This window comes from Flavobacterium sp. (genome assembly GCF_024710485.1).
In the GTDB taxonomy this organism is placed as follows: domain Bacteria; phylum Bacteroidota; class Bacteroidia; order Flavobacteriales; family Flavobacteriaceae; genus Flavobacterium.
Map to the genome: position 1 here is coordinate 107,654 of NZ_JANJUQ010000045.1, position 19,953 is coordinate 127,606.

11 protein-coding genes are annotated in these 19,953 nt (G+C 38.9%); 9 read left to right on the top strand and 2 right to left on the bottom strand.

What is annotated here, in order from left to right; genetic code table 11:
- The first annotated feature begins 144 nt into the window (after positions 1–144).
- The 4 genes from Q0M21_RS12185 to pafA all read left to right on the top strand — a co-directional run bounded on the left by Q0M21_RS12185 (position 145) and on the right by pafA (position 9,776).
- Complete coding sequence (locus tag Q0M21_RS12185) at positions 145–5,142, top strand: gliding motility-associated C-terminal domain-containing protein (protein ID WP_295338745.1); 4,998 nt, start codon at positions 145–147, stop codon at positions 5,140–5,142.
- A 5-nt stretch (positions 5,143–5,147) separates the two neighbouring features.
- Entirely contained in the window at positions 5,148–6,116 is a 969-nt protein-coding gene (locus Q0M21_RS12190; protein ID WP_367273731.1) for a type IX secretion system membrane protein PorP/SprF, read from the top strand.
- Positions 6,117–6,126: 10 nt separating this feature from the next.
- Positions 6,127–8,010, top strand: a complete 1,884-nt coding sequence (locus tag Q0M21_RS12195; protein ID WP_295338749.1) for an OmpA family protein — start codon at positions 6,127–6,129, stop codon at positions 8,008–8,010.
- A gap of 155 nt (positions 8,011–8,165) precedes the next feature.
- Entirely contained in the window at positions 8,166–9,776 is a 1,611-nt protein-coding gene (pafA, locus tag Q0M21_RS12200; protein WP_295338752.1) for an alkaline phosphatase PafA, read from the top strand.
- 54 nt (positions 9,777–9,830) lie between these two features.
- Here pafA and lysA read toward each other — a convergent pair whose 3' ends face one another.
- Together lysA and Q0M21_RS12210 are read right to left on the bottom strand one after the other, a co-directional pair.
- Positions 9,831–11,036, bottom strand: coding sequence for a diaminopimelate decarboxylase (gene lysA, locus Q0M21_RS12205; RefSeq protein ID WP_295338804.1), 1,206 nt, complete (start codon positions 11,034–11,036; stop codon positions 9,831–9,833).
- Between the two features lie 81 nt (positions 11,037–11,117).
- Positions 11,118–11,525, bottom strand: coding sequence for a hypothetical protein (locus Q0M21_RS12210; RefSeq protein WP_295338754.1), 408 nt, complete (start codon positions 11,523–11,525; stop codon positions 11,118–11,120).
- A 183-nt stretch (positions 11,526–11,708) separates the two neighbouring features.
- On the opposite strand from Q0M21_RS12210, the gene sucC reads away from it, so the two are divergent.
- The 5 genes from sucC (at position 11,709) to Q0M21_RS12235 (ending at position 19,929) form a co-directional block, all read left to right on the top strand.
- Positions 11,709–12,902 (top strand): ADP-forming succinate--CoA ligase subunit beta, encoded by a 1,194-nt coding sequence (gene sucC / locus Q0M21_RS12215; RefSeq protein WP_295338757.1) that lies wholly within the window; start codon positions 11,709–11,711, stop codon positions 12,900–12,902.
- Between the two features lie 147 nt (positions 12,903–13,049).
- Entirely contained in the window at positions 13,050–15,011 is a 1,962-nt protein-coding gene (locus tag Q0M21_RS12220) for a tetratricopeptide repeat protein (RefSeq protein WP_295338759.1), read from the top strand.
- A complete protein-coding gene (locus tag Q0M21_RS12225) occupies positions 15,008–15,766 on the top strand; it encodes a LytTR family DNA-binding domain-containing protein (protein WP_295338761.1) in 759 nt (252 codons plus the stop codon). The genes Q0M21_RS12220 and Q0M21_RS12225 overlap by 4 nt, the downstream gene beginning before the upstream one ends.
- A gap of 110 nt (positions 15,767–15,876) precedes the next feature.
- Entirely contained in the window at positions 15,877–18,462 is a 2,586-nt protein-coding gene (locus Q0M21_RS12230) for a leucine-rich repeat domain-containing protein (RefSeq protein ID WP_295338763.1), read from the top strand.
- Between the two features lie 183 nt (positions 18,463–18,645).
- Positions 18,646–19,929, top strand: a complete 1,284-nt coding sequence (locus tag Q0M21_RS12235) for a citrate synthase (protein ID WP_295338766.1) — start codon at positions 18,646–18,648, stop codon at positions 19,927–19,929.
- Positions 19,930–19,953: the final 24 nt, after the last annotated feature.

The window sequence follows — 19,953 nt, forward strand, 5'->3', positions numbered from 1 at the left end:
AAGTAATATAGTATCGGGAATTTCATCTTAATATTTTACAATGCCAAAAGATATTGCATGCTGTTAATTTTAGATAACAGTGTTGTGTTCTTTATGTAAATATGGCTTGAGGTATTAGGTAAAATGTATTTAATCAAACTGCTTATGAGAATTACTACTCTCGCCAAAAAATATTTTTTTAATTGTGTTTTATTGCTGACACTATTTGGGCAGAATAGTTTGTTGTATTCTCAATGTCCTACAATAACCAATGCTAACCAGTCCTTTTGTGATATACAGTCGCCAACTATTGCCAGTTTACAAGCTGTTGATAATGGCGGTGGTGTCAGATGGTATGCTACAGCTACTTCTACAACCGCTTTATCATCTTCTACGGTTTTGGTCAATGGCGAAGACTATTTTGCCGACGACAATTCCGGTTCTTGTGGGGTTCGACAGAGTGTTACCGTTACTATTTATTCGGCCCCAACGGGGGCAAATTTTCAAGGGGTTTGTGTAACTAATTTGAGTCAGGCAACTCCTTCCAATCCTCAGTTTGTTATTAATGGTAATGATTTACAATGGTACACGGTTCCTGTAGGAGGAGTTGCTATTTCTCCGACAACCATCTTGAATGATAATACAATCTATTACATAAGTCAAGTTAATCCTGATACCGGCTGTCAAACATCAAGGTTGTCTGTATTTGTTAATGTAGGCTTAGTGCCGCCTCCAACAGGAAATTCCGTTCAAGAATTTTGTAATATTCCTGGAAGTCCTCCCACAGTAGCCGATTTGGTAGCTACCGGAAATAATAATTGGTATTTAACTTCTGCATTTGGGATTCCTTTGGATCCTGCTACACCTTTGGTTAATGGGCAATTTTATTATGCTTCTACGGTCGATCCTCCTTGTGAAAGTAGTGACAGATTTGAAGTTTTGGTTAATATTTATGAATTAAATGATGCCGGAAATGATGGGGTCAGAAGTATATGTATTGATCAAGTTCCAACTACAGTACCTTTTGATTTATTTAATTTATTAGGGGGAACTCCTGATAACACCGGAGTCTGGTCGGGTCCATTGTCAACCACAAACGGTTCTCAAGGGACTCTTGATGTTTCATCAATGAACCTAAATGGGAGTCCTTATATTTTTACATATACTGTCTCATCGGCTTTGTGTGTACCGGATACAGCTACTGTAACCATAACAATCTTACCACTGCCAACGGCGAGTGTATCGGTGAGTCCGACTACGATTTGTGCCAACAGCACTGCTACGTTTACTTTCACCGGAACGCCAAATGCCACGGTGACTTATAACATCAACGGTGGAGCAAATCAAACCATTACGTTGAATGCTTCCGGTACAGCGACTATCAGCGGCACCTATACCGCCAACACTACAATCAACATTATCAGTGTGGCCAGCGCAGGCACACCGAGTTGTATCAACCCGCAAACCAGCAGTACTACCTTAACGATATTACCACTGCCAACGGCGAGTGTATCGGTGAGTCCGACTACGATTTGTGCCAACAGCACTGCTACGTTTACTTTCACCGGAACGCCAAATGCCACGGTGACTTATAACATCAACGGCGGAGCAAACCAAACCATTACGTTGAATGCTTCCGGTACAGCGACTATCAGTGGCACCTATACTGCCAACACTACAATCAACATTATCAGTGTGGCCAGCGCAGGTACGCCAAGTTGTATCAACCCGCAAAGCGATACCATAACACTCACCGTAACTCAACCTCCTATAGCGGGAGTTAATGCATCAACTACACTATGTGTGTTAAGTCCTCCAATTGATTTATTTACCTTATTAGGTCCAACAGCACAAGCTGGAGGGTCATGGTCTCCAACTTTAACCAGTGGCACCGGAGTATTCAATCCGGCAGTTGATTTAGCCGGAACTTATACTTATACAATTACCGGGGTAGCTCCTTGTCCGGATTCAAGTGCTAGTGTGCAAGTAACGGTTAACCCCGTGCCAGATGCTGGGAACGATGGTATTTTAGCTATATGTTCAAACCAAAATTCAGTTGATTTATTTGCTTCATTATCCGGGACTCCTCAATCTGGAGGAACTTGGTCACCCGCGCTTGCGAGTGGTTCGGGTATCTTTAATCCGGCTTTAGATACTTCAGGAGTTTATACTTATACTATTTCCGGAGTTTTGCCTTGTACTGATGATACGGCCACCGTAACTGTAACGGTAACACCGGGTCCGGAGGCCGGAAATGACAATACAATTACATTGTGCGTTAATAGTTCGTCACAAGATTTAGCATTATTGCTTGGTCCTAACTCACAGTCCGGGGGAACATGGTCCCCTGCATTAGCCAGCGGAACCGGTATATTTAACCCTGCAGTAGATGTTGCGGGAAGCTATACTTATACTTTGTCAGGTTCACAACCTTGTGATAACGATAGTGCTGTGATAACAGTTATTGTTAATCCGGTTCCAAATGCAGGAGATGATAATACGATTACACTTTGTGAGAACAATCCTCCTCAAGATCTCTTTGGTTTACTAGGTCCAAATGCGCAATCAGGAGGAACATGGTCGCCAACATTAACAAGTGGGACAGGTTTGTTTAATCCGACCATTGATGCAGCAGGGACTTATACCTATACTGTAGGGGGAGGCTTGTGTGATTCAGATTCAGCAACTGTTGTTGTAAATATTATTCAAGAGCCTAACTCTGGCGGAGTTGGTCAAACATTGAATGTTTGCGTAAGCGAGATATCAGTAGATTTATTAAGTGGATTAGACGGAACTCAGGAATCCGGATTGTGGAGTGATGATGATAACACCGGTGCCTTGACGGGAAGTATTTTTAATCCATCAGCAGTAGGTGTTGGATCCTATAATTTTACTTATACTGTAACCGGAAATTCACCATGTGCTAATGCAACCTCCACTGTGACTGTTATAGTTAATCCGTTACCAATAGCAGGAACTGATAACACCTTAGTAGTGTGTTCTACAGACGGGCCTCAAGATTTATTTGGATTACTTGGTTCAACTGCACAAATTGGAGGAACATGGTCACCGCCTTTGGCCAGTGCATCCGGGATATTTAATCCGGCTGTTGACAACCAAGGGGCATTTACCTATACTGTTAGTTCTCCATTTTGTTCTCCTGTTTCGGCATCAGTTACTGTTACGGTTGTTCCGGCAGCAAATTCAGGAGGCATTGGTCAAACAATATCAACTTGTACCAATGTAACCTCATTGGATTTGACAACGGGACTAGACGGAACACAAGGGCTAGGAACATGGAACGACGATAATAACACCGGCGCTTTATCCGGAAATATCTTTAATCCTTCTTTAGTTGGTGTAGGAACTTATACTTTTACTTATAATGTTACAGGAACGACACCATGTGCCAATTCGGCATCAACGGTCACTGTAGTCGTTAATCCGCTGCCAAATGCAGGAACTTTTAGCGGAATAGTAACACTTTGTCCAAGTGTTGGGGTTTTAGATTTGACTTCCCTGTTAAATGGAGAAGACACCGGTGGTGTTTGGACTGATGCAGCATCACAAACTGTGACGTCGCCTTTAACCATTTTCAGTTTTGCTGCCGGAACTTATTCTTATACTTATACTGTTACAAATTCTTGTTCGACAGATACAGAAACTGTTCAGTTTACCATTTTACCTAATCCGCAAATAGCTAGTTTTAATATAACTATTTCTCCGTCTTGTTTGGGTTCAAATGTAGTGGTTAGTTTGAATGGGATGGTCGACGGAACTTACACTCTTAATTATGATTTGGTAGGAGCTAATACAGTATCTGGACAAACGGTTACAGTTACAATAGCCGGTGGAATAGGGAATTTCAATATTCCGGCTTCTTTGCTGCCAAACATCGGAACAACAGTGGTTAATTTTAACACCATCTTAAATACAATCACCAATTGTTCTACAACGTTAATTGGTGTGGCTGCTCAAATTATTGTCCGACCTTTAGCAGACATTGACAGTACTAATTTAAGTTCAACAGCTGTTTGTTATGGTACCGATTTAGTTGTCTATATTTCGGGAGCCACTAACTTACCCGATGGTGTGTATCAGTTCAATTATTCCATTCCGGGTACTAATCCAACTTCCAACAACTCAGGCAATGTTACCATAACCGGTGGTGCAGGACAATTTACAGTTCCGGCAACCATTTTTAGTTTGGCCGGCAATTACACAATGACTATTTTCGGAATAATTGCTACTACAGGTTGTACCAATACTACTGAGAGCGCTTCTGTTTCTTTAGTAATTAATGCGTTGCCAAGTTTTCAAAATGCAATAGTTACAGTACAAGATACTTGTGCCAACTTTGCCAGTTTGGTTACTATTACCGGAGCCGGCAACTTAGCCGATGGCGATTATACTTTAACCTACCAACTGTCAGGTGCTAATACCGCTACTACGACGATTACCATCACTATTAGTGGTGGGAATGGAAGTTTCACTATTGCGACCTCAGAATTGGTAAATAACGGAACAACTACGTTAACAATCGTTCAACTCGATTCGGTAACCACAACTTGTGGTGTCACCGGAACTATTATTCCTCCAATCGATTTCAATGTTACGCAGTTGGGTACGCCGCAACTCATCCAAGACGGTAATCTTTTCTGCGAAGATGATAGTCCGACTATTGCTAATCTATCGGGCAATTTGGTTGGCTTCCCAACAGTAATTTGGTACAACGCATCAACGGGAGGAACGGCTTATAGTGCTTCGGATTTATTGGTTCAGGGAACTACGTATTACGCTGCTTTAACTACAGCGAGCGGCTGTGAAGGTTCGGTTCGTCTGGAAGTTACAGTTGATTTGACCGTATGTGACGACATACTTATTCCGGATGGTTATTCGCCTAATAATGACGGTATCAACGATACTTTTGAAATTGAAAACTTGGCTATCATTTATCCGAATTTTAAATTAGAAGTGTACAATAGATACGGTAACCTGATTTATACCGGAAACAGAAATACGCCAAATTGGGATGGAACCACAACCGTGAGCGGACTCAATTTAGGCAACAACATATTGCCAAACGGGGTTTATTTCTATATTCTCTATTTTAATGACGGTGTCAGAAAGCCGATTCAAGGAAGAGTTTATCTAAACCGATAATGAAGATGAGTACTACTAAAAAATATATGATCCGATACTGCTTTGTAAGCTTACTTTTGGCAATGTGCTCCTCCAAGTTGTTTGCCCAACAAGACCCGCAATTTACCCATTACATGTACAACATGAGTGTGATTAATCCGGCTTATGCTACCGAGGATAAAGACATCATCAAAATGGGTGGTATCTATCGTGCGCAATGGGTTGGTATTGATGGCGCGCCTACCACACAATCTTTTTTTGTACATAAACCTATTTCTAAAAAAATCGAGTTAGGTTTATCCGTAGTGCATGATGAAATTGGAGATGTGGTAAACGAAAGCAATATTTTTGCCGACTTTGCCTATGTCTTATCCTTGTCCGAAAGTACTCGATTGTCTTTTGGGGTGAAAGCGGGTGTAACGTTATTCAGTACCAATTTTAATGGTTTCCAATACACCGATCCATTACCGGATCCTGCTTTTCAGAACAATTTGAGCCAAACCTTTCCTAATATTGGTGCCGGAACTTACTTGTTTGGCAACAATTATTACCTAGGATTTTCAGCACCAAATTTATTAACTACCAAACATCTCGAAAATACCAACGGTATTACAACGACCGGAGTAGAAGCAGTTCATTATTTTTTGACGGGAGGTTATGTATTTACTTTTAACGGCAACGACAATTTCAAAGTGAAGCCTGCATTCATGGCTAAAGGTGTAGCCGGAGCACCGCTTTCAGTTGATTTGACTACCAATGTTTTGATTAACAATAAATTCGAAGCAGGTGTTGGCTATCGCCTAGACGATTCGGTGAGCGGACTCGCCAGTTTTTATATTACACCAACCCTCAGAATTGGGTATTCATACGATTATACACTCACGAACTTGAGAAAATTTAACACCGGTTCACATGAGGTTTTTGTGTTGTTTGACCTCGATTTAGGTCGAATGTCATCCGGAAAAGGGTATGATAAATCACCAAGATTCTTCTAAAACGGATACGATGAAAAAAATCATTTACATATTTATAATTTTTTGCAGTATCACCACTCTTTTTGCCCAAAAGAAAGGCAGTGCCAAGCAAGCGAATGCTTTATTCAAACGTAAAGCTTACATTAAAGCCGCGGCTGCATATGAGCAATTGCCTCAATCTCGTGAAGTATTACAAAATTTAGGCGATTGTTACTATTATAATTTTCAAATGAACAATGCGGTTAGAGCCTACGGACAACTGTTTTTTACTTTTAAAGACAGTGTAAAGAAAGATGTCTATTTCCGTTATGCTAACGCTCTTAAAGGAATCAAAGATTTTGACAAAGGCGATGCCATCATGTCGGAGTATTTAGGTTATCAGCAAAATACGCCCAAGTTCATGAAGAATGCTACTCGAAATACACCTAACAGTTACAAGCTCGAAATGATGTCGAAAAATAAGACCAATGGTGATTTTGGTATTGCTTTTTTTGGAGATAAAGTCACTTTTGCCTCGCTTCGAAATGCCGATGGTGACAAGGCGTATGGTTGGAACGACCGGCCGTATTTGGATTTATTTATGGCTTCTGTAAACGATAAAGGGCAGTTGGTACAAGTGGAACCTTTTCCGGAAATTATTAATACCAAAAAGCACGAAAGTAATGCAACCTTCAGCGCGGACGGGAAGATTATGTATTTCAATCGCACGGGTGACAGACAAGTCGAAATCAATAATGAAAGAGTGGCTACCGTTAAAATTTACAAAGCAGAATTCGTTGACGGCAAATGGACCAATGTCAAAATGTGTTCGTTCTCCAGTGATGAATATTCTGTACAGCATCCTTTCTTAACCAAAGACGGCAAGAAATTATATTTTGCCAGTGACATGAAAGGAACCATTGGTTCGATGGATCTTTTTGTGGTCGATATTTTACAAGACGGCACTTTCAGTCAGCCCCGTAATTTGGGCGAAACTATCAATACCATTCACCGTGAACAGTTCCCTTTTGTAACCGAAGACGGAACGCTCTATTTTGCTTCCGATGGTCACCAGGGCAATGGGAATCTTGATATTTTTATGAGTTATAAAATATCGGATACCGAATTCGACAAACCACTTAATTTGGGTTCTACCATCAATAGCGAAATGGACGACTTCAATTTTATTTTAGACGAAGTGAACGATAAAGGCTATTTTGCTTCTAACAGAACCGGAGATGATAATTTGTACACTTTTGTTCGCGAAGAAAATAAACTGCAATATTTGGTGGAAGGAGAAGTGCGAGACCTGAAATCTCTCGAGCTTTTACCGGGCGCTACCGTTAAATTGTACAATGACAAAGGCGAATTATTAGAGGAAGTTATAGTGGGCAAAGATGGCGATTTTACCTTCAATACCGAGCCTAATAAGAAATACAAAATCATGGCTTTCAAAGATTTTTACATTCCTGCCGAAGCCGAATTTGATACAAGTCAGAAAGGAAAAGTATACCTCGATTTACAAATGAAAGTTGAGTCGTATTACGATGCTGAAGATATCATCAACAAAAAAGACGATGGTACCGTATTAATCGAACTCGAGAACATTTACTTCGACTTAGACAAATGGAACATCAAACCGCAAGCCGCTCAAGTGTTAGATGTGTTGGTGGGCTTGTTGAAAAAATACCCATACATGGAAATTCAAATCGGTTCGCACACCGATTCCAGAGCTTCGGAAATGTACAACCTCAGATTGTCCAACCGAAGAGCTGCTGCGGCCTTAGAGTATTTGGTGCAAAACGGTATCGAAAGGCGTCGTTTAAAATCGGTGGGTTACGGCGAAAGCAAACCGCTTATCATTTGCCCGAAAAACGATTGTACCGAAGCCGAACATGCCATCAACCGTAGATGTACGTTTATGATTCTAAAATAAAGTTAGTTGTTTTAATGTTGTTTTTAAAATTGGGAATTTTGTCAAATGCATGCTTTAACGAGTGTGCATTTGTTTTTATGTCCTAACTTTAGATTAACACAAATATTGGGGCGTATTGCGATGTAATTCCTATTTTTGTCATTCAATTTAATGTCATGAAGAAAGTAGTTTCACTCTTGTTTTTTGTTGCCGTTGCCAATTTGTATGCCCAACAAAAACCCAAATTAGTGGTCGGAATCGTTATCGATCAAATGAAAACCGAATACTTGTATCGTTTTCAAAACGACTTTTCCGAAAATGGTTTTAAACGATTAACGCGAGAAGGTTTTACGTTCTACAACATGCATTATAATTATATGCCAACCTATACGGCACCTGGTCACGCTTCCATTTATACAGGAACAACACCGGCTTTGCACGGTATAGTGAGCAACGAATGGTTCCATCGTACGTTAAAAAAAGAAGTGTATTGTACCGATGACGACAGTGTGACCACTTTGGTTCCGGGTACCGAAAAAGAAGGCAAGATGTCGCCTAAAAACCTGCAAGCCACTACCATTACCGACGAATTGAAATTGGCTACCAACTTTAAAGGCAAAGTAATCGGGATGAGTATCAAAGACCGCGGTGCTATACTTCCGGCCGGACATTTTGCCGATTGGGCATTTTGGTATACCAAAACAGGCGAGTTTATTTCTAGCTCTTTTTACGGTAAAACCATGCCACAATGGGTGACCGAATTCAATCAAGAGAAACAATACCTGCCCTACATTAATAGCGGTTGGAATTTGCTGAAGCCAGTTGAAACTTACAACGAAAGTTTGGCAGACAACAACAATTACGAAGGCAAACTCTACAAAAAGCTACCGGTTTTTCCGTACAATTTAAAAGAAATGTACGATAGCAACGATGCCGGTGTGTTGCGCGTAACGCCTTTCGGGAATGATGTACTGGCCAATTTGGCCAAACGCGCCATCGAGAAAGAAGCATTAGGGAAAGATGACGTAACCGATTTTCTCGCGGTGAGTTTTTCTTCTACCGATTATATCGGACATACTTTCGGACCGCGTTCCATAGAAATTCAGGACACCTATCTGCGCTTGGATTTGACTATAGCTGATTTCCTGAATTATTTGGATAAAACAGTTGGGAAAGGCAACTATTTGGTTTTTTTAACGGCCGACCATGCTTGTGCCGAAAACTCCACCCATTTAAAAGAACACAAATACCAAGTTGATAACATTAGTTATAAAGAGGTCACTAAAGATTTAATTGCGTTTTCCGAGCAAACTTTCGAGGCGAATTTGTTGTTGAAATACGATAGCTATAATGTACATTTCGACAAAGACATCATCAAAAGCAAAGGATTAGATTTGGCCAAAGTGAAGCAAAGCTTTAAAGATTTCTTGTATACTAAAAACTATGTAAAGCGCGTGTACACCGAAGAAGAGATCTTGACTTCAGGAGCTAATGACATGCTGTTAAGTTTTGTATTTAAAGGATACGATCCAACGCAAAACGGCGATTTGTATTTTGTATACAAACCCGGCTATGTAGAATATTCTGCTACCGGAGCCACGCATGGTTCTCCTTATGCTTATGATACCAATGTACCATTAATTTTTTACGGCTGGAACATCAAAAGCGGCGAATCTTACAACAAAAAAGTCATTACGCAAATTGCGCCAACCTTGGCTAAAAAACTCAAAATAACCTTGCCTAATGCAACGGAGAGTGAAGTGCTGGAGGAAGTGTTAGGGAAATAAATAAAGAGCAACACTAATAATGAAAAACCCCGAATATTAATTCGGGGTTTTCTTTTATACTTCAACCATAATTTGGTTTTGCAATAAATCTTCAAAAGTTTCTCTTTGTCGGATGAGATGGCCTTTGCCGTCTTTCCACAACACTTCAGCCGGTTTGTAGCGCGAGTTGTAATTGGATGCCATTGAAAAACAATATGCACCGGCATTTCTAAAACACAAGGTGTCGCCCTCATGAATTTCGGCTATGCGACGGTTACTGGCAAATGTATCGGTTTCGCAAATGTAGCCTACTACGGTGTAAAAACGCTCTTTGCCTTTAGGGTTGGAAATGTTTTCAATACTGTGTTGCGAACCATAAAACATCGGACGGATTAAATGGTTGAATCCAGTGTCAATTCCTGCAAAAACCGTAGAGGTGGTTTGTTTGATCACATTAACAGTCGCTAAAAAATAACCGGCCTCGCTCACCAGAAACTTACCTGGTTCAAAAGCCAAAGTCAGTTCTCTGCCGTATTCTTTTTCGAAAGCTAAGAAGCGTTTGGTTAATTTTTTTCCTAATTCTTCGATATTGGTTTCGATATCGCCTTTTTTGTAAGGCACTTTAAATCCGGAACCGAAATCCAAGAAGTCCAATTGTTGAAATTGTTTCGCGGCATCAAACAAAATTTCAGCGGCATATAAAAACACTTCAATATCTAAAATATCTGAACCCGTGTGCATGTGAATTCCGTTGATATGCATCTTAGTGTTTTCTACAATGCGCAAAATATGCGGAATTTGGTAAATGGAAATCCCGAATTTACTGTCGATATGCCCAACAGAAATATTCTCATTGCCGCCGGCCATAACGTGTGGATTGATTCGGATACATACCGGAACAGTTGGGTATTTAGTGCCGAAATGTTCCAAAACCGATAAGTTATCAATATTAATTTGAACGCCTAGTTTTGCTACAGCTTCAATTTCTTCAAAAGACACACCGTTTGGGGTAAAGATGATTTTATCCGGGGTAAAACCGGCATGTAATCCAAGTTGTACTTCTTGCAAAGAAACGGTGTCCAAGCCGGAACCCAAATTCTTCAATAGCTTTAAAACAGAAATATTAGACAAGGCCTTCATAGCGTAGTTGATGCTTAGCTTCTCGACCTTGGAAAAAGCATTTGTCAAGCGTTTGTACTGAAATTCGATTTTTTCAGCGTCATACACATACAAAGGATTCCCGAATTCTTGGGAAAGGGCTACTAAATCTGTTGTTTGTATCATAGAATTTAAATTTTGTGCAAAACTAAGTTGCTCAATGCTTAAATCCAAAGAAAAACACCATGTTAACAACTCTTTAGGTTATCGGACTAAAGTAACTTTAATACCGTCGTCTATTGATTGGTCGATAATTAGGTTTTGGTTGTTAATGGAAAAGCAACCTAATTCGATGTTGTTCACAAGAAGACTTTCACCACATGGAAGTTCTGGATTGGTGTTCACTTGAAAATTATAAACTCCGGTTTCCAAAACATCGTAAAGAGCATTATCGGTGTTGTTATTAACAACAGTGACGGTTTGTGTAATCGGATTGATGTCCCAAATAATTTCTCCTAAAGGGAAATTATGGTTAATACCTGCAATGGTTCCTTTAACATTAACCAACTTCCATTGGCCGCGAATGTTGTTGTTTTCACTGCTGTTATCTTCGCTGCAACTTGTCAAACACAAAGAAATAAGGAGTGAAAATAAGTAGAGTAACTTTTTCATATTTTTGATTTTTTACTTGGATGCGATTCGAACAAAGGGGTTGCGCTTGAAGGGATTAAAATTTTACCATTAAATCTACTAAATTGGTATACATTTCTTTTTCGTTTGAGACTAATTAATTACTTTTGTCACACATTTGCTGTAATTCATTTTCAGCGGTGCAACACAAATAAAATCTTCAATATGAACATTCACGAATATCAAGGAAAAGAAATTTTAGCCAGTTACGGTGTAAGAGTGCAACGCGGCATTGTGGCTAACAGTCCGGTTGAAGCAGTCGCAGCTGCCAAACAATTAACAGCAGAAACCGGAACAGGATGGCACGTTATTAAAGCGCAAATTCATGCCGGAGGTAGAGGAAAAGGCGGCGGCGTAAAATTGGCCAAAAACTTGCAACAAGTAGAAGAGTTGTCAGAGCAAATCATCGGGATGATGCTGAAAACACCTCAAACACCGCCGGAAGGTAAAAAAGTACACAAAGTATTGGTAGCTGAAGATGTTTACTATCCCGGAGAAAGTGAAACCCAAGAGTTCTACATGTCGGTTTTATTGAATAGAGCCAAAGGAAGAAACATGATTATGTATTCAACCGAAGGCGGAATGGACATTGAAGAAGTAGCCGAACACACACCACATTTAATTTTTACTGAAGAAATTGATCCTGCTGTAGGATTGCAAGGTTTCCAAGCCAGAAGAATTGCTTTCAATTTAGGGCTTTCAGGAAATGCGTTCAAAGAAATGGTGAAGTTCGTTGAGTCTTTGTACAACGCTTACATTGGTTCTGATGCTTCTATGTTTGAAATCAATCCGGTTTTAAAAACTTCTGACAACAAAATTATGGCTGTTGATGCCAAGGTGAATATTGATGATAACGCTTTGTTCAGACAACCTAAATATGCTGACATGCGCGACATTCGTGAGGAAAATCCAATCGAAGTGGAAGCGAAAGAAGTTGGATTAAACTACGTTGACCTTGACGGAACGGTAGGTTGTATGGTAAACGGTGCCGGATTGGCTATGGCTACCATGGACTTAATCAAATACGCAGGTTTCGAGCCGGCTAACTTCTTAGACGTTGGAGGAACTGCAGATGCTAAACGTGTTGAAACAGCTTTCCGTATCATCTTAAAAGATCCTAATGTAAAAGCTATTTTGATTAACATCTTCGGTGGTATCGTACGTTGTGACCGTGTAGCTCAAGGTGTTGTTGATGCTTACAAAAACATGGGCGATGCGATTAAAGTGCCGATTATTGTTCGTTTACAAGGAACCAATGCGGAAATTGCTAAAGAATTAATCGACAATTCCGGTATGCCAATTTTATCTGCGGTACAATTCCAAGAAGCAGCCGACCAAGTGAAAGCAGCTTTATCTTAATATTGTTTTAAACCAATACAAATAATCCCGAGTTTTGGCTCGGGTTTTTTTTGTCAAATTCTCAACTAAAGTCGGTAAATACTCATTTGCTGTTTTTCCCTCCGAATGGAAATCTTACATTTGTTATATAGCATTGACTTTATTATCATGAGAAAATTTTACCCTTTCATAGTGGCTTTGTGGTGTTCAGCCGTTTTTTCGGTTGCAGCCCAAAAGACCAAAGCCGACAGCTTGATAACAGTGCTTGGCAAAACCAAAAATGACATCGACAAAGCCCAATTACTCAATGCTATAGCTGATGCCTACAAGACTTCGGATCCTAAAGCTATGAAGGTTTATGCCCAAAAAGCTTTCGATTTGGCTCAGAAAACAGACTACCAATTGGCCAAAGGGAATGCGATGTTGAATTTAGGAAACGCTAATATTATCTTAGGCGACTATCCGAAAGCATTACGCTATTTTACTGATGCCCAGCATGTATTTGAAAATGCCGCGGCAGCTACTGATATAGAGCAGCAAAAAGGACTGGCCAAAGCCCTGGGTAGTATCGGGATTGTCTTTTCGGAACAGAGTAATTATGCCAAAGCATTGCAGTATTATCTTAAATCGGTCAAGATTTACGAGCAACTTCGGGATGAAGAAAAATGCGCCAAGTTGTATAATAATATCGGTATCGTATATAAATCATTGGCTTCCGATTTTAAAGCCTTGGCTTATTTCGTTAAAGCGCAAAAAATACAAGAGCAATTAGCTGATCCGAATATAGGAATTACGTACACCAACATTGCCAATGCTTATTTAAAGCAAAACAATCCGGAGAAAGCTTTTGAATACTACACCAAAGCCAAATCGGCTTTAGACCAACACCCGAATCCTCGTGCTTTGGGCGAATGGTACAACAATGTCGGTTTGTATTTCAAAATGACTAAACAATCTGAGAAAGCGATTCTTCATTGGAATAATGCCATTCAAACTTTTGATAGCATAGAAGATAAATTTGGGGTAGGCGATACGTATTTGTTGTTGGGACAATTGTATATGGAACAAAACAAAGCACAACAAGCTATTTTTTTTGCTGAAAAAGCTTTGGTGCTGGCTAAATCGATTAAAGTATTAGAACAACAAGTGATTGCTGAAAAATTGTTGAGTGACATTTATGCCAAACAAAACAATTCGGCTCAAGCCTTGTTGCACTTTAAAGCGTACAGTATTGCTAAAGACAGTTTAACCAACGAAGAAAACATCCGCCGAACGGTAGAAGAAGAAATGGCTTTCGATTTTGAAAAACGCGAGGCTATCCATCAAAAAGAAATCGAAAAACGCGATTTACTGTTACAAGAAGAATCCAAACGCAATGTGCTGCAACTGATATTTGCGGCGGTTTTCGGTTTGCTGCTTTTTGGTATTGCGTTTCTGATTTACAATAGAATTCAGCTGAAAAAGAATTTAACGTTGCAAAAAGAATTGGCCGAGTACGAACAAAAAGCCTTGCATTTGCAAATGAATCCGCATTTTGTGTTCAATTGTTTGGGTTCGATATCAAGTTTTATCGTTCAAAACGGAACCGATTCGGCCATCAAGTATTTGTCGAAATTCTCCAAATTAATGCGATTGACGCTTGAATATTCAAAAGAATCTCTCATTCCTATCGACAAAGAAATTGAGAGTTTGCAAAACTATTTGGAACTCGAGCAATTGCGCTTCAATAACAAGTTTACCTTTTCCATTTTCAAAAGTGATGCTATTGAAGACGATATGGCTATTCCCCCTTTATTGTTACAACCTTTTGTGGAAAATGCCATCATTCACGGTGTCATTCCCAAAAAAGAAATCGGCAGTATAGCGGTTCGGTTTACTTTAGAAAAAGATAGCTTGCTTTGCACCGTAGAAGACAATGGTATAGGGTTCAACGAGTCAAAATCGCAAAAACAATATTCGGTAGTAGCGCACAAATCGATGGCGTTGGATATTACCAAGAAGCGTTTGGAAATGATAGAATCGACTACCAAACAAAAAACAGAATTCAGCATAAAAGAAATCAAAAATACCAACGGTGAAGCAACAGGAACTAAAGTGATTTTGCATTTACCTATTCAATATATCAAATGATTACAGCTTTATTAATTGACGACGACAGCAATTTGAGGAACGGTATGAAAAGCCTATTGGCTCGTTATGCACCTGAAATTAGAATTATTGGAGAAGCCGACAGCGTGGAAACCGGCGTAACATTATTGTTGCAAAATCAGCCGCAAGTAGTGTTTCTCGACATTCATTTGGGTGACGGTTCCGGTTTTGATTTGTTGGAAGCCGTTAACCAACGCGGCAAACTCAATTCGCAGATAGTGTTCATCACGGCCCACGAGCAATATGCTATCAAGGCATTTAGATTCAGTGCCTTGGATTTTTTATTGAAACCCGTTGATCCTGAAGAGTTGCAAAAAGTCATCGAAAAGCTCAAGCAAGTCATCGACAAAAACGACAATGTAGCGCACATCGATTTGTTATTGGAGAACATTCGGAAGAAAGTCGATAATTTCAAGCGCATTGCGTTGTCGAATTCCGATGGGATTCATTTGTTTGAAGTCAGCGATATTATCCGCTGCGAAAGCGAAGACAATTACACCAAGTTTTACATCAAAAACAGCAAACCGATACTGATTTCTAAAACGTTGAAAGAATACGAAGAATTGTTAACCGAACATGGATTTGAAAGAATTCACCAAAGTCACTTGATTAATTTGGCCTATTTGAAATCGTATATTAAAAAAGACGGCGGTTATGTGGTAATGGCAGATAATACACATTTGCCGATTTCGCAGCGTAAAAAAGAACGGTTGAATGAATTTTTGAAGATGTTGTAGCAAATTCTAATTCAAACGAAGTCGTTACTCATTTAACAAACAGCAACCAAAAAACGGACAGTATCTTTATAAGGTAAAACCAAAAATCAATCATAACGAATCTCTATATTATGAAAAAATTATACTTTTTATTGTTTCTCATTTCCGGATTAGCCAGTGCGCAGATTATTAATATTCCGGATGCGAATTTTAAAGCCAAGTTGTTAATGGCTAGTCCTGACAATCAAATAGCATATAGCACTAATGTCAATGGACATATAAAAATCGATTCAAATAATGATGGGGAAATACAAGTAAGCGAAGCCGCTCAAGTGACATATTTAGATGTACAGTTCTCTAACATAAATAGTGTTGTTGGAATTGAATCCTTTACTAATTTAATTCAATTTTACTGTACCAATAATAATTTAAGTACTATTGATGTGAGTGGTCTAGTGAATTTGAATTATCTCTACCTAAGAGAAAATAATTTAACGCAAATAGATGTTAGCGCTTTAGTGAATTTAAAAACGTTAGATTGCGAAGGCAATAATTTAACCTCTTTGGATTTAAGTAGTCTAACCAACCTTGAAAATTTATTTGTTAATTACAATCAGCTTACTACTATTACGTTCAATGCTTCCGGTGTTTTTAAAAAAATACACTGTACCGGTAATGTTTTGACCAGTCTTGATTTGAGTATGTTTCCCACTCTAACCGAAATTCATTGTAATAATAATTTATTGACTAGTCTTAATGTTGCTAATTTGGTAAATCTCAAGACGTTATTTTGTGGTTACAATCAATTGACCTCTATTGATGTGAGTGATTTGATTGCGCTAACCTCTCTTCAATGTTTCAATAACCTGCTCACCTCTCTTGATTTGACGGGACTTACGTCTGTTCTTTATTTTGGGTGTCAAAACAATTTACTCACTACAATAGATTTCAGCTCGCTTAATTCTGTGAGAAATATTTCTTTGGGGAATGAAGGTTTTGGAACGGTTGATTTCAGTACATTGAACAATCCGGACTTAGTTGTTGGATTTGATTTTTGGGGAGGTAATCAAACCGTTTTAGATTTGAGTGTATTGCCTAATTTGTTAAAGACTAGTTATTATTATACTAATTTGACCAGTGTTGATATCTCTCAGAACCACAATGTGGATGAAGTTTTCTTTACAAATAATTTTGATTTGACCTACGTAAATATGAAAAATGGGAAGTTAAACTCGTCTTTTTTTAGCGTGTGCCCGTTGTTGGAATTTGTTTGTACAGATGATGTTGAAACGGTTAATGTTCAAAATCAGTTAAATAATTATGGTTTGGCATCAGTAGTTTGTAATTCTTATTGCACTTTTGTGCCTGGTGGCAATCACAATACTATCTCAGGAACTTTAACCTTAGACAGTAACAATAACGGTTGTGATGCAGCGGATGGGTTTAATCCTAATATCCGATTGAACATAGTGAATGGTCTTTCTTCGGGTTCAACATTTACTAATGCTGACGGACAATACACTTTTTACACATTGGCGGGTAATTTTACAGTAAGTCCGAATATCGAAAATCCGTCTTGGTTTACTATTTCTCCCAACAATGCTAATTTTAATTTTGCAAATACGAATAATAATAGTGCAACACAAAATTTCTGTATTACACCTAACGGTATTCATCCTGATTTGGAAATTGTTGTTGCTCCTGTAATTCCGTCGCGTCCCGGCTTTGATGCAGTGTATAAAATTGTTTATCGCAACAAAGGAAACCAAACCTTGTCACAAGCTTACGGTATCAACTTTTTCTATAACAACAACCTGATGGATTTGGTGTCCACCAGTATAGTGCCAACTTCTGTAGTTAGTGGTGGCCTCTCTTGGGATTATGCCAACTTGCAGCCTTTTGAAAGTCGGGAGATTTTAGTGACTTTCAATATCAACGCACCAACTGATACTAATCCTGTCAATATAGATGATGTCTTAACCTTTACCGCTTCTATCTTACCACAAGCCGGTGATGAAAATACAACGGATAATTTATACGCTTACAACGAAATAGTGGTTGGTTCTTACGATCCGAATGATATTACGTGTTTAGAAGGTGATGTGGTTTCTCCCACTGAAATAGGGGATTACTTGCACTATATGATTCGTTTTGAAAACACCGGAACAGCTGAAGCGGAAAACATAGTGGTTCGAACAGAAGTCAATCCTGCTGATTTTGATATCAATTCTTTACAACTTTTAAATACTTCTCACTCTGTAAACGCTAAGATTACGGGGAATGTAGTAGAGTTTATTTTTCAGAATATATTATTAGAGTCAGGCGGACACGGAAACGTATTGCTAAAAGTCAAGTCGAAAAATACTTTACAACAAGGCGATGCCGTAAACAAAAGAGCTGATATCTATTTTGATTATAATTATCCGGTAGCTACCAATGAGGCCGAAACTACTTTCCAAGCCCTGAGTAATACCGATTTTGAGCAAGACCAGTCCATCTCGCTTTACCCTAATCCAACTAAGGATAAAGTAAATATTTCAGGCGATTTTAATTTGCAGTCAGTACAATTGTATGATGTGCAAGGAAGACTATTGCAAACGCAATTAACCGATGGTGATGAAGTTACTTTAGACATATCGACTCAAAGCAATGGTGTGTATTTTATAAAAGTAACTTCAGACAAAGGAATTAAAGTAGTGAAAATAGTAAAGGAGTAAGTCGGAGTTAAATAATTGTGGTAGAGGCATACAGTTTTGTATGCCTTTTTTGTTTGTATATTATTTTTGCAAAATTTATCAAATTATTAACGAAAACGTTGCCGTAATTCTTTTTTATTTCATTTGTATTTCCCTAATTTTGTTAAAATTTTAATTTATCAGACCTAATTCCCTTATTATATCATGTCTAAAACAGCTATATTAGAACTTGATGGCCAAAAGTATGAGTTTCCTGTAATCGTAGGAAGTGAAAACGAAGCCGCCATCGACATTGAAAAACTTCGTGCTTTAACCGGTGCCATTACTCTAGATCCCGGTTATAAAAATTCCGGTTCTTGTCAGAGTGACATTACCTTTTTGGATGGGGAAGAAGGTATTCTTCGCTACAGAGGTTATGCCATTGAAGATTTAGCTGAAAAAGCTAATTTCTTGGAAGTATCCTATTTGGTAATCTTTGGTGAATTACCAACAAAAGCACAACTTACTCAGTTTGAAAACGACATCAGAAAGTACACCTTGGTAAACGAAGAGATGAAAAACATCATCGACGGTTTCCCTAAAACAGCTCACCCAATGGGTGTTTTAGCTTCGTTAACCAGTGCTTTAACTGCTTTTAATCCTAAAGTGGTTAATGTAGAGAACGAAAAAGAAATGTATGAAGCGGTATGCAAAACCATGGGTAAATTCTTGGTGATTGCCACTTGGACTTATCGTAAAATGATGGGTTATCCGTTGAACTATTACGATAATACTAAAGGTTATGTGGAAAACTTCATGCATTTGATGTTTGAATTGCCAACCGGACCTTATAAAACTAATCCTGTGGTGATTGATGCCCTAGATAAGTTATTCATCTTACACGCTGACCACGAACAAAACTGTTCAACTTCAACCGTAAGAATTGTTGGTTCATCTCATGCCGGATTGTTTGCTTCCATCTCTGCCGGAGTTTCGGCACTTTGGGGGCCATTACACGGTGGGGCTAACCAAGCGGTTTTGGAAATGTTGGAAGCCATTCAAAAAGACGGTGGTGATGCCGATAAATATTTAGCTAAAGCAAAAGATAAAGATGATCCGTTCCGTTTAATGGGCTTCGGACATCGCGTTTATAAAAATTTCGATCCTAGAGCTAAAATCATCAAAAAAGCAGCGGATGAGGTGTTGAGTACTCTTGGAGTAGATGACCCAATTTTAGATATCGCTAAAAAATTAGAAGCTGCGGCTTTAGTGGATGATTACTTTGTATCCAGAAAGTTGTATCCGAACGTGGATTTCTACTCCGGTATTATTTACCGTGCTTTAGGAATTCCGACCGAAATGTTTACGGTAATGTTCGCCATTGGACGTTTGCCGGGTTGGATTGCCCAATGGAAAGAAATGCGTATCAACAAAGAACCAATCGGAAGACCAAGACAAATTTACACCGGTTATCCGTTGAGAGATTTTGTTCCGATGGACAAGAGATAAGAACATTTTTTTATATTTTTAAAA

Bases quoted from the DNA above. Each gene is read 5' to 3' on its own strand.
- Q0M21_RS12185 (WP_295338745.1), top strand. From the start codon at position 145: ATGAGAATTACTACTCTCGCCAAAAAATATTTTTTTAATTGTGTTTTA.
- pafA (WP_295338752.1), top strand. From the start codon at position 8,166: ATGAAGAAAGTAGTTTCACTCTTGTTTTTTGTTGCCGTTGCCAATTTG.
- Q0M21_RS12230 (WP_295338763.1), top strand. From the start codon at position 15,877: ATGAAAAAATTATACTTTTTATTGTTTCTCATTTCCGGATTAGCCAGT.
- Q0M21_RS12190 (WP_367273731.1), top strand. From the start codon at position 5,148: ATGAGTACTACTAAAAAATATATGATCCGATACTGCTTTGTAAGCTTA.
- sucC (WP_295338757.1), top strand. From the start codon at position 11,709: ATGAACATTCACGAATATCAAGGAAAAGAAATTTTAGCCAGTTACGGT.
- Q0M21_RS12195 (WP_295338749.1), top strand. From the start codon at position 6,127: ATGAAAAAAATCATTTACATATTTATAATTTTTTGCAGTATCACCACT.
- Q0M21_RS12225 (WP_295338761.1), top strand. From the start codon at position 15,008: ATGATTACAGCTTTATTAATTGACGACGACAGCAATTTGAGGAACGGT.
- Q0M21_RS12235 (WP_295338766.1), top strand. From the start codon at position 18,646: ATGTCTAAAACAGCTATATTAGAACTTGATGGCCAAAAGTATGAGTTT.
- Q0M21_RS12210 (WP_295338754.1), bottom strand. From the start codon at position 11,525: ATGAAAAAGTTACTCTACTTATTTTCACTCCTTATTTCTTTGTGTTTG.
- Q0M21_RS12220 (WP_295338759.1), top strand. From the start codon at position 13,050: ATGAGAAAATTTTACCCTTTCATAGTGGCTTTGTGGTGTTCAGCCGTT.